At 40.3% G+C, this 12,371-nt stretch carries 7 protein-coding genes; 2 read left to right on the forward strand and 5 right to left on the reverse strand.

The annotated features are described in order from the left end of the window. Positions 1–377 precede the first annotated feature (377 nt). Both PHF18_RS00565 and PHF18_RS00570 read right to left on the reverse strand, forming a co-directional pair. Positions 378–3,341: a disaggregatase related repeat-containing protein gene (locus PHF18_RS00565; RefSeq protein WP_300097104.1), complete on the reverse strand. Its 2,964-nt coding sequence runs from the start codon at positions 3,339–3,341 to the stop codon at positions 378–380. Between the two features lie 937 nt (positions 3,342–4,278). Next, on the reverse strand, positions 4,279–5,463 hold the full coding sequence (locus tag PHF18_RS00570) for a glycosyltransferase family 4 protein (RefSeq protein WP_300097106.1): 1,185 nt from the start codon (positions 5,461–5,463) through the stop codon (positions 4,279–4,281). Between the two features lie 201 nt (positions 5,464–5,664). On the opposite strand from PHF18_RS00570, the gene PHF18_RS00575 reads away from it, so the two are divergent. Then, on the forward strand, positions 5,665–6,870 hold the full coding sequence (locus PHF18_RS00575) for a glycosyltransferase (protein ID WP_300097108.1): 1,206 nt from the start codon (positions 5,665–5,667) through the stop codon (positions 6,868–6,870). A gap of 395 nt (positions 6,871–7,265) precedes the next feature. On the opposite strand, the gene PHF18_RS00580 is transcribed toward PHF18_RS00575, so the two are convergent. From PHF18_RS00580 to PHF18_RS00590, 3 genes are all read right to left on the reverse strand, one after another. Further along, complete coding sequence (locus PHF18_RS00580) at positions 7,266–9,287, reverse strand: hypothetical protein (protein WP_300097110.1); 2,022 nt, start codon at positions 9,285–9,287, stop codon at positions 7,266–7,268. Positions 9,288–9,550: 263 nt separating this feature from the next. Beyond that, entirely contained in the window at positions 9,551–10,570 is a 1,020-nt protein-coding gene (locus PHF18_RS00585; RefSeq protein ID WP_300097112.1) for a glycosyltransferase family 2 protein, read from the reverse strand. Positions 10,571–10,591: 21 nt separating this feature from the next. Continuing rightward, positions 10,592–11,491 carry a glycosyltransferase family 2 protein gene (locus PHF18_RS00590; RefSeq protein ID WP_300097113.1) on the reverse strand — a complete coding sequence of 300 codons (900 nt, stop codon included), beginning with the start codon at positions 11,489–11,491 and terminating at the stop codon, positions 10,592–10,594. Between the two features lie 689 nt (positions 11,492–12,180). Between PHF18_RS00590 and PHF18_RS00595 the strand changes: the two genes are divergently transcribed. After that, positions 12,181–12,348, forward strand: a complete 168-nt coding sequence (locus tag PHF18_RS00595; RefSeq protein ID WP_300097115.1) for a hypothetical protein — start codon at positions 12,181–12,183, stop codon at positions 12,346–12,348. Positions 12,349–12,371: the final 23 nt, after the last annotated feature.

The raw sequence follows: 12,371 nt of genomic DNA on the forward strand, positions 1-12,371 counted from the left end.
TAAATAAATTTTGAGAATAGTTTAAGAGTAGTTCATAATGAAGGCAAGCAAAACTTTCAAAAAGAGAATTATTAACAAGTATAAAATGATCGAATGAAAATTAAAGAAGAACGTACAGAGAGTAAGAATGGGACATATAAAAATAGTCATAATAAGTAAACTTTAAGACAGAAACATGAGAGGATATAAAAAGAAGGAGGATATTCCGAAAACCGGATTGGGAAATTAACATTTCCTGCTGTCCAGAATTTCGGAGTACCTCCTTAAAGGGCGTCTAAACTTTTAGATTTACTGAGCTTTTAGCTTTATTGAGCTTTTAGCTTTATTGAGCTTTCAGTTGTTATACTGAACTTTTAGCTTTATTGAGCTTTCAGTTGTTATACTGAACTTTTAGCTGAGTATACAAGTTGAAGTTTTGGAACCTGGCTTATGTCCCCGACATCGCTGCTATAGAAAGCTATATAGTTATTGCTTTCTGTGCGGGCTTTTATCAGAAAACCGGTGTCCTCGTACTTTCCACTCGTGTACTCTTTTACGAGATCGGTTACATCCAATTCATAGTACCTGTTGTCAGGAAGGGTACTGCCTTTAAGGGTAATTGTAGCATATGGAGTGCTGCCCTGAAAAACCCCATTTTTATCATACCAGTCTCCTCCGGCATTTTTCCATGCAATCCCGTTGTTTTTCTGATACCAGCTTACATAGCCTGGATTCCAGGAAGAAGCAGGCCTGTAAATCTCGATCACAGTATCCTCCGGTCTTGTGCTCACTGCAGGATAATACCAGTAGAGAGAAAGGGTCGCATCACTGACTTCGGTAGAACCGGTGTACTCGCTCAGGTCAAATTGCATTAAATCCCTATACCTGCCAGTACTCATTCCACCTACATCAATATAGGGCGAACTCTGGAAAACTGAGGAAGGTGAAGCTTCACGCAGGCGGTTATCCTCTGCACCAGCAACAGTTACATTTACAGTCACTACAGGTGTAACTGCTTGTACAGTAACTGTAGGCTCTTTCGTTGTTATTTTAAGATTTGGCTTCTTACTTTCGGTTCCGTAGTCACTGCTGTAAAATGCAATGTAATTGTTGCTTTCACTACGGGCTTTTATCAGAAAACCGGTGTTCTCATACTTTCCACTCGTGTACTCTTTTACGAGATCGGTTACATCCAATTCATAGTACCTGTTGTCAGGAAGGGTACTGCCTTTAAGGGTAATTGTAGCATATGGAGTGCTGCCCTGAAAAACCCCATTTTTATCGTACCAGTCGCCTCCGGCATTTTTCCACGCAGTCCCGCTGTTCCTTTTAGTCCAGCTCACATAGCCTGGGTCCCAGGAAGAAGCCGGCCTGTAAACCTCGATCACAGTATCTTCCGGTCTTGTGCTCGCTGCAGGATAATACCAGTAGAGAGAAAGGATCGCATCACTGACTTCGGTAGAACCGGTGTCCTCGCTCAGGTCAAATTGAATTAAATCCCTATACCTGCCAGTACTCATTCCACCTACATCAATATAGGGAGAACTCTGGAAAACTGAGGAAGGTGAAGCTTCACGCAGACGGTTGTCGTAGGATACTCCTACTACGGCCGATGAGGTTAATTGATTGACAACGCTTACAGCTGTTGTAGCCGAATCTTTCAGTTTGCCATCGCTTACTTCGAAAGTTATACCGTACATTCCCCCCTGTCCGGCAGCCGGAATCCAGCTGAAAACTCCTGACTTGCTGTCAAAAGTAGCACCTGCGGGAATGCCTGAAGCAGAGTATACAAGGCTATCTCCGTCTGCATCCGATGCGCTTACTGTAAAGGTCAGGCTTTTTCCAGCATCAACAGTAACATCCGGGATGGAATTCATCACAGGAGCCTGATTAATTGGTGTTCCGGATTTGGATGCATATATAGTGTTTCCATATCTTCCAATGTTGACTATATTTCCGTTGTCTTCCGGCTCATTTGAGTAATCAGAGGAAGCGGATCCGGCATCAATGCATAGAGAACTCATGCTATCCTTTACCCATGTGTCCCCATTACAACGACCTGCTACTGATTTGAGATGGTAATCATATGAACTCTTGTCTGCAAAGAGAGGATCTACATAGATATCTGTTGTCGATTTAACATTTTTATAGTTCCCGGCTATGTTGTTGTAAAGACAGTTATTTTCCAGTACAATGGTGTGGGAACTGGTAAGGCGGTTAATCACACCGTATCCGGTTCCTGCAGCGTTTTTCGTGCGCTGGACTGTGTTTACGATTATGTTATTACGGACAGTGGTTGTGAATCCTGTTCCTGAGGGACCGGCATTGGTATCCGTCGAATACATATTTACAACCGCCGCGTTATGAACTCCATCAAAGACGTTATTTTCAACCAGGACATTATGGAACCCACTACTCAAAACCCCACCAACCCACTCGATGCTCGGATTGGTTCCGGAACCAGAGAAGATATTGTGGTGAATATATACGCTTGACAAACTTTTATCATATGCTCCCGCAGTTCCGATAAGCCAGATGCCTGGTCCGTAGGTGTTTGTAATTACATTATCATAGATCTCGATATTATTCATATCACCTTTTGACCTCTCAACCTGAATACCCGGGCCGCCTGCACTCCAGTCATAAAATGAATCAATGAAGTTATCATGGAACTTTACATTATTTGAGTTCCAGACCCTCAGAGCACTGTTAGTCCTGCAGGTTACAGTGTTGTTCCAGGCTTCTACATTCGAGCATTCGATTGCAAACAGGCCATCATGTCCGAGTTTATAGACGGTGTTGTTATAAAATTTGATATTCTTACTATTTCTCATTCTGAGCCCGTCCCCGTGTCCATCATGCATATACATATCATGAACCGTTATATCGCTGGAATAGAGGAAATAAACTACATTGTAGTAGCCTCTACCCTTGGCAAGCTCAGCATTGCCATCGTGATTGACATCAACTTCGAAACCTCTTATCGTAACATCGGAAATCCCTGAACTGCTCATCTGCTTGATAAGGGGTACCATAGTAGCCCAACCAGCGTGATCAACCAGCTTGAGCACAGCATCTGAATCTCCTTCAAGAATAGTGTTGCTTCCAATCAGGAGAGAATCGTCAATAACATATGTGAAAGGCCCTTTGAGGTGGACAGTTGTATAAGCAGAATTTTCTGCCACCAATTTAAGGGCCTGGTTTATCTGTACATGGTCGTCTTTTCCGTCACAGTTATAGTCCCCACTCCCATCTCCAGAAACATAAATAATAGGTGCAGAAGTCTGGCATGAAGCCATAGAAACACTTGAAACTATAAAGCACCCTATAAGGAAGAGGACTCCCAATTTTCGTTTTAGCATTGCTATCACCTGGGGTCGATCATTAAATAATTGTTTTATATGTTTACAGGATAGAAATCCACTCCAATTTGCCGGAGTGTTAAAAATAATATTTACACTGTTAATCAATTTTTTAATAAAATTATATAACATGTTGTAAACCTCTCCGACAAGATTTTGTTGATAGTATCCACTCTCTAAATGTTCAAGACTATAGAATAAGCCCTGGAAAAAAAATCAGACCATAGGCAATTGAACCCTATTAGATGAGCCGAATACTGGATTCAGAGTGAAATTCCTCGTTTTAAAGGGAATTTACCTCCAATATACACGAATTTCCCCCCCGCATAAACATTGGAAATAAATTTTTTTTAAATTACTAAGTAAATTTCTATAGTCGGCATTGTAAATTAGATCGTTATAATATAAAAGTATTTGCGCGGAGTTTGTAAATTTTTTTAGACATTTAGAGACTGATCGAACACACAGTTTAAATTTATGGACAATGACGGATCAATAGATAGAGGCGTGTTATTTAAAATTATGAAAAAAAAGAGTGACGTTAGCATTTAAACCTTTGAGATTTTAGAGAGGAAAATTTTTGAGAGAAGATTAGATCAATCAACTTAAAGAGGTATTCTTTGCCGCGAGAAGAACAGATGTAAAATCCATAAAAACAAATAAGATCTTGAAGCAATAAATCAATAACATAAGCCGCAAATCAAAAATAAAAAACAACCGAAAACTAATAAAAACCGGGAATAAAACCACACGAAAGTAAGAGTGGAATGAGAGCCAAATCATGATTAATTCAAATAACGAATAGAGAAGAAAGATAAGGCCAGAAGAAAAATCAGGCATATGGTGAAATCACAGAGAAGCTCCGTGAAATCAAAAAAGCGTATCAAACAAATAGACCGCGTCGAACAAATAGACCACATCAAACAAATAGACCGCATCAAACAATTTCGTGACATATATCAAGAATCGTTCTTGCAACTCCATCCCAGCTATGATTCTCGACGACATATTTACGGCCCTGTTTACCCATCGCATCCATAGCCTTTTGATCGGAGATTAACTCCACTACGGCATTGGCGAGTTCTCGAGGGTTCTCAGGAGGTACTGAAATTCCGCCTCCAGAAAGATCTATCAGGTCTTTAACCCCCGGAATACTGCTCGCCACAATAGGTTTTCCACATGCAAGGTATTCATATGTTTTCAAGGCAGAGAGCCCTATCTTTGAGTTTCGTTCCATTATAAAAGGAGCAACACAAACATCAGCTGCGTTAACATATACAGGAACATTCTCATAGGGAACTCTTCCGGTAAAAGTGAATTTATCCGAAAGCCCCATCTCCGAGGCGATTTTCAGCAGTTTGTCCCTCATGACCCCATCCCCAACTACAAGGAAACGAACATCAGGGAATTTTTCCAGGATAAAAGGAGAGGAATAGATCAGAAACTCAACTCCCTGCCAGGCTGCAAGGTGTCCTACAAAACACACATACTTCTTTGAATCGTCGAGCTTGAGTTTGACTCTTGCCTGTTTTTGATCCATGGGTTTGAAAAGATCGGTATTTGCTCCGTTGTTAATTACAAGAACTTTTTCTGCAGGAACCGAATATAGCCTCACAAGTTCATCTTTTAGTTTATCAGTCACGGAAACTATCCTGTCACAGTATCTGTAATTGAACCTCTCAGAACGGAGCGCCAGAAAGGAAAAAACCCTGTATGCAAAAGATTTCGAGTCCGGGTTTACCTTAAGCTCATCCATAACCAATCCGTTAACTTCAACTATCGAAGGAATCCCTAGAATTTTGCATAGGGCAATGGGGAAGAACGGAAAAGAGTTTTGACGGAGATACAGTATTTCCGGCCTGTTTGTTATGCATGAGTACAGAAGATAAAAGGATAGCATGAACTCGTAGGAGGGCTGTACAAGGTACTTATTATCTATCACAGGCACATACTTTATTCCGGAAAAGCTATGATCTACACCTTTCTGGCCTGGTGCGAACAAAACTACATCCGTGTATTTTTTCAAATTTCTTAAGAGTTCGAGGATGTGTATATTCGAACCTGATTTTGTAGTGAAAGAACTGTAATAGACCAGGAAAATTTTACTTACTTTTTTAACCATGGTTGCCGTTATCTGAATAGCAAAAGTAGTTAATTAGTTTATCCCACGACTCCATTCATTAATTTTCATAGGTCTGGAAGAGTAGGTTTGAAATTTATGTTCGGAAAGATAAATTCATTCATTTTGCAGAGAGATATTTATAGGAGAAACTCTCTCCTTTGAGTGTTTTTGAGGCATCCGAATCGAAAAAGGAAAAAGATTATGAGAGTACTGGAAGTATGTCAGGAGTTTCCTAACAGGTATTACCCTCAACTTGGAACATTTATAAAGCAGAGCATAGATTCAATCGCAGACCAGGGAGTAGACGTGACGGTTATTTCTCCAAAAGCTTTCGTGCTTCCTTTTTCTGCCTTTCCGTACCATAATTTTTCTAAATTGCCCGGAATTGAGCACACCGAAAAATATGACCTTCACTATCCGCGTTATATCTATGCTATTCCCAAAAAGTATTTTTACCCCATAACCGGCGTTTCGTATGCCCATTTCGTTACCAGGTACGCCATAAAAAACATAAAACCAGAACCTGACCTGATCCATGCACATTTTTCATATCCTGATGGATACGGGATGATGAAGCTTGCAAAGAAATGGAAAGTTCCCCTGGTAATAAGTGCTCTTGGGACGATCGAAAGAAAGATTGCCTATGAAGGGACCTATACTTCAAGGCAGATTATAGAAGCCATGAATTTTGCAGATAAAGTCCTGTCTGTCAGTGAAGACCTCAAAGTCCATATCGTGAATCTCGGGATAGACGAAAGTAAAGTACATGTGGTCCCTAACGGCGTTGATACGGAGATATTCAAGCCTGCAGGAAAAGGACAGGCAAGAGCTATTTTACACCTGCCTCAGGAAAAGAAAATTGTCCTGTTTATAGGTGCCCTGAGAAAAATAAAAGGCGTGGATTACCTTATTGAAGCTGCAAAAAGTTTTGTGGATAAGAACACGGACCTCTATATGGTAGGCAGGGACGACGGGCTTAGAAAAAGTCTGGAAAAAAGGGCAGAAGAACTCAAAATTGCCGGCTCCATCAAATTTACGGGACCTGTAAACCATGAGGATATTCCCCTCTGGATTTCAGCATCAGATATGCTGGTACTGCCTTCTCTCTCAGAGGGAAGACCAAATGTAGTGCTTGAAGCTCTGTCCTGTGAAGTCCCTGTCGTAGCAACTGATGTTGGAGGGATTCCGGAACTGATGGTTGAGGGAGAAACAGGCTATCTGGTTCCTGCAAAAAACCCTGCCGAACTGTCAGAAAAGATTAATAAGTTACTTGAAGACGAAAGCAGAAGAGAAATGATGGGAAAATTCGGGCGCAAAAGTATAATCCAGCGAGGACTCACCTGGGAAGCCCATGCAAAGAAGACTGTAGACATATACTCAGAGCTTCTATCGAAGCCCTCAAAATAAACCTGTGGGAAAAAGCAGAGAACTCTGCTTTACCAGAACTCTGCTTCATCGATAAATTCATTTTACAGGTAGAAAAGGTTCTAAGTTGCTCTTTTGATCCACCGAAATTATACCCAGGCTGTCTTAGCTTGATCTCCTGAAAATCTCATACTATTTTTACAATCTTTCAGCTTTTACAATATTTCAGCTTTAACAATCTTTCAGCTTTAACAATCTTTCAGCTTTAACAATCTTTCAGCTTTTACAATCTTTCAGCTTTTACAATCTTTCAGCTTTTACAATCTTTCAGCTTTAACATCTTAGCTTTTACAATCTTTCAGCTTTAACATCTTAGCTTTTACAATCTTTCAGATAATGGAACTTTCTTATTTCAAAAAAAGCTAAAATACAGGCATTTAAATGCCTGTAAGTGTGTTGTTAAGATTAGAACTTCTAAGAGGTTTGCTTAACGCCGAAACGGGAGCAAAGATGTCCGCTGCCGGGTTTGAATAGATTTTATTTGCGTTTGTAAGATTGGCCTCAAGATCAATTACGTTTTCTGGAGTATTCCTAAAGAAATAATTGTCAGATTCCTTAGTGCTACTTTCATCGCTGCCAAAGTACAAACCGCTCCTTAGAAACTCCTGAGTCCTGAATACTACATAGCCTTTGTAACTGGATAATTCGTTTACATTATCGATTCGGTAATTATCGTAAATTGAGAGGTTCATTCCCGAAGAGTCCTCAGGAATTGACGGGAGATAAAAGAACCTTGTAGTAAAGTAATCGGAATAAACGGCAGAACCCTCAGGAATGTACTTATAAACATGTTCGAAACCACTCAGTTCATTAGCAGTGAAATATTCATGCTTTGCACTCTGGCCAAGCATGTCTGAATCCGAAATGCTATAGACTGACGAGATGAAGACAAAAGTGGAGAACAGCAGAATTATAAGGGCCACTGTATTGAACTTTTTAGGGCCATATTTATCCACATAGTTCCAGAATATATAAATTCCATATCCCATTGCGAAAGCCATGAAGGGACTGACGAAAAGCATAAACCGGTCAACCCTGAACAGGACCTTAAACTGCCAGATAGTATTGAGAGGGTTGGGGACATAGAAAAGAAGGGTTAACAGAGCAAATAACCCGAAAACTGAAGCATAGTTTTTCCTGTAGTTTTTCAGAAGAAAGCCTATTCCGATAAGGGCAAAAAATAAAAAGACAGATTTATCCAGAAGGCCTAGCAGACCTGTCAAGCTTTCCGCAAGTATGTCAGAACCTCCGGCAGTTAAAACTATAGTGTCCCAGAAATGGCTCTGCAAACGAGGAGTCAACCCTCTCTGCATAAACAGATAGGCTGCAAAGAACCAGTAAGCAGTATAAGTAACATTTAACAGTAGAAAGAAAGGTTTACTGATATAGTTTTCAGACCCTATAACATACTCCGAGGCAAAGAGTATGACGAGTAATAACACGAACTGGAGTATGGAAACGTTATGGACCAGGGTCAAGAAAACCAAAACAATTACTGAAAGAGCTTTAAAAGAGAATTTATCCTCTTTGAAGTTGACACTGTAAACCAGATATAGCAGCAGAATAAACGCTACGAATGCCATTGTGCGTGTGATAACGTTTGCACTGTAATATAGCACAATATAACTTGAAGAATAAAGCAGGCAGGAGAGCAGAGAGATTTGTCTGTTGTGTGTAATGTGATTAAATAGATAGTAAAGAAAAATTACTGTTACTGCATAAATTGGCGCGGTTATCAGGAAAAGTGAAGTTTTTGCGCTGAGGTTCAGAATTACGGCAGCTTCTGCAACAAGTATATGATATAAGGGGAAAAATGCATAGTCACTTAAGGCAGTTGAAATGGTCTGTCCAGTTACTGCAGTGAATTCCGAAAGGAAAATATGAGGCAGAATGTCAGTGGTCCCGAAGTAAAAATCATAATTGAAGGTAACACTGTAAGTAAGGTTTACCATGATTAAAAAAGATTCCAGAAGGATAAGGGACGGCCTGACCTCTTTAGAGAAAATTTGCAGGAAAACAGAAAGGTACATCCCCAGAATAAATACGAAATAGTACCAGGGCCGGTCTCCCTGAGATAGCAGAAGCATGACTATTGAACCAGAATAGAATATGCCAAACAGGTACGTAAGGATCTTTATGTTTATAGACGGGAAACTGTCTATATCATGCAGACTTACATCTTTTTTGTAAATGTACAATACAAAGAGGCAGGAGAGTACTGCAGGAATTCCTGTAAACAATCCACGAATTGCATAACCTGGCTTTTCGGTTGCAAACATCCATACAAAAGTGAATATAACGGCGAGAATTATTGCTATTGGGAACAGGAAGGAAATTACCTTCATTAAACGGCTATTACCCGTGTACGTGAGTCCCGCCTCTTCGCTCAATCCGAACATACTATCTCCATAACCTTAAACGATCACAACTTTATGTATTAAATTTGAAATAAAGGATTCAGAATTGACTCCTAACAGGATTACAGGATTGGACCTGAAATAAAAGGTTTAGATTTTTTTGTTTGAAACCAATAGGATTTACAGAGAGGTCTATATTGGTTAAGAATTTTTTGCTCCAACGTACTTCAAGCCAGGTTCAATATCTCGAACCATTTATTACATTTGCGTACCGGCAACTATGGCTACGGTAACCGGATAAATTATTAAGCATTATTCCCCGAAAGAGACCTGGTTTTTGAAAGGAGAAGGGAATTTGCAAAACTGTACAAAAAACCCAGCCCATAAGTAACGTGCTGCACAGGGATCACGAACAGCGCGATGAGGCCGTAATTTGATTTCATCTTATATATTACCTGAATAGAGGTAACAAAGACCAGAACGAAATATAAGGACATAAGTATTAGTAAAACGATTATCGGAGCTGGATATACAAGAGAAACAATAAGTGAAAATACCGCAAAAAGGATGGCAATCGAAGGCAAAAAGGCATACCAGCGAACGAATTCGCCGTGTTTTTTGAACAGCTCACCCATCCACATACCATACTTGAACATTCGTACGGAAAATGACTTAAGGGTCCCCCTTCTGTGGTGAAGCACTTTTGCTTCTGGAATATACAGGAATTTATGCCCGATTCTGCTTATTCTGTAATTGAGGTCCCCATCCTGGCCCACTACAAACCGCTCGTCAAAATACCCGGCTTCCCGGATTGTATTTTTTTTGTACATCGCATTGCAATTCGGGAGGGAACTGACATAATGTTTCTTTGTGGAATTTTTAGATTGGGCCGAACCCCCGGAACCCAGAAAGGTTTCCTGGGCATGCCCTACAACCCTGCCAAACACAGGATCAGTGTCAAATATTAAGTTCGGGCCGCCAACACATGCCACATCTTCCGGGGCATTCATCATTTCACTGACAAGTGTTTTCAACCACCTGGGATCGACCTGACAGTCCCCATCCGTAAATGCGACAAGATCACCCCGGGCGTTTTCCACCCCGAGGTTCCTTGCTGCTGCAACATTTTTTCGTTCATTAAGAAGGAGCCTGACAGGGTATTTCTGTACGAGGTCCTGTGTTTTATCAGTGGACATGCCGTCGACGATAATAATCTCATAAGAATCCTGAGGATAATCGAGATGAAGAAGAGACTCAATGCATTCTTCAATGAATTTTTCTTCGTTACGTATACCTACTACAACCGAAACAAAAGGATATTCCATAAAATGACTCCATTTTTACAGTTATTGTTTTCGAATCTGTTCATTTAGAAATATCATTCTTGAAATGGAATGCAGTATGATTCCTGTAAATATCATAAAAGCCCCTATAATTGTCAGCATTACCATAAGGAGCGTTGGCCCGAAACGCAGGTATCCTCCCAGAATGTAATCCTGCAAAAATGTCAGTCCCATAAGAAAGCCTATAGAGGTCATAATCAGGCCAGGAACGGCAAAATAGTACAGGGGGCGCCTGTACTCCATATCTTTAAGGATCTGAAACAGGACCCTGGGACCATGTATGAAAGGATGTTCACTGGAACAATCCTCAATATCATACCTGCAGTGAATTTCGACTTCCGTAAATTTCAGTTTATGGTCTCTTGCCTGAATAAGAATTTCGGAACCTGCAGACATATCAGTGCCGTTCAGATTTATATGATCAATAGCTTTTCTGCCATATGCCCGGAAACCACTCTGGGAATCAGTGACATTGAGACCGCCTGCTATGTAAGTTGCAACATCAAGTACTTTCATTCCAAACTTACGGTAAATAGGGACATTTTTTCCGTTGCCGTTGACGAACCTTGAGCCAATAACAAGGTCAAATCCCTGTTTTAGAGGCTCAAGAAGCTGGGGGATTTCGGAAGGATCGTGCTGCCCATCGGAATCGATTATGACCATAGCACCTGCGCCGAGGTTGCGGGCGGTTTCAAAACAATTTCGAAGGGCTGCTCCATATCCTCTGTTAATTTCGTGGCGGACTACGTAGGCACCAAGGGATTCAGCGATATCGACAGTATCGTCTGTACTCCCATCGTCCACGACCACCACCCTGTCTACGTATTTTCTGCAGCCTTTGATAACCTCTGCAATGGAATGGGCTTCGTTATACGCAGGCATGGCTGCAATAGTAATGGTCATGTGCTATCATCTACCTCTTTGATGAAAAGAATCAAAAATCTTCATGAAGCGCCTTTCTATAGAGAAAACGGCGAGATTTTCAAATACATTGAATACATTTTTCAGAGTCATCGCTCCATAAATTTTAAAGGGTTTCTATGGATCATATGTAACATAGATCTACAGCGCATCATTTGGGGGTTTATTGTGTTCCTTTTAGGGAAAGGAAAGATGCCCTGCAAGTAAGTCATAGTTTTGAATCAGACGTGTATTTGTTTTAAGATATGAACTATATAAACATTTAGGCACGAAAAATAATTTAGCAGTCCGTCCGATAACGAAAAATAAATCCGCCCACTTAAAAATCCCGTTCGCCAGGAAAAGAGCTAAAAAAGCTCCGATATAAATAATAAGAATCACAGCAGGAAAAGAAAAATTTATACAGATTTCGAAATCTAGAGATTTTCTTGTGAGACACATTAACAGAAAGAAAAAGAATAAGCTGATTCAGAAAACCTTTTCAAAAAAAGTGCAGAATATTAATCTGAGCTATAAAATTCCTCAAGGAGGGCATAAAGAAGAAATACATTTTTATAATAACATGCAGAGAAAGGGAAAGATATTTTATACAAAAGAGTAATTTGAGTAGGTTGAGTTAAAAGGACTATTGAAAAAAAAGAGAGATGATGAAGAGACATAAGCTTTACTAAATGGAAAAAAAGCCTATTTTACTAAATAGAAAAAAAGGCTCCGGAATTGAAAGTAGGGCCAATCCCCAACCTTCCAGTTCTCAACTCTTCGCAGCAGAAGGTTATAAAAGACCGGCCAGAAAAACAGCCGGAAAGGTTTTTCTGAAAACTCCCTCAAGAGAGATGTGAAATAGACAGATTAACCTTGGATA

This window comes from Methanosarcina sp., from assembly GCF_028693135.1.
Classification (GTDB): Archaea; Halobacteriota; Methanosarcinia; order Methanosarcinales; family Methanosarcinaceae; genus Methanosarcina.

Coding starts and splice junctions, on each gene's coding strand:
- PHF18_RS00570 (WP_300097106.1), bottom strand. CDS start 5,463: ATGGTTAAAAAAGTAAGTAAAATTTTCCTGGTCTATTACAGTTCTTTC.
- PHF18_RS00575 (WP_300097108.1), top strand. CDS start 5,665: ATGAGAGTACTGGAAGTATGTCAGGAGTTTCCTAACAGGTATTACCCT.
- PHF18_RS00585 (WP_300097112.1), bottom strand. CDS start 10,570: ATGGAATATCCTTTTGTTTCGGTTGTAGTAGGTATACGTAACGAAGAA.
- PHF18_RS00565 (WP_300097104.1), bottom strand. CDS start 3,341: ATGCTAAAACGAAAATTGGGAGTCCTCTTCCTTATAGGGTGCTTTATA.
- PHF18_RS00580 (WP_300097110.1), bottom strand. CDS start 9,287: ATGTTCGGATTGAGCGAAGAGGCGGGACTCACGTACACGGGTAATAGC.
- PHF18_RS00590 (WP_300097113.1), bottom strand. CDS start 11,491: ATGACCATTACTATTGCAGCCATGCCTGCGTATAACGAAGCCCATTCC.
- PHF18_RS00595 (WP_300097115.1), top strand. CDS start 12,181: ATGGAAAAAAAGCCTATTTTACTAAATAGAAAAAAAGGCTCCGGAATT.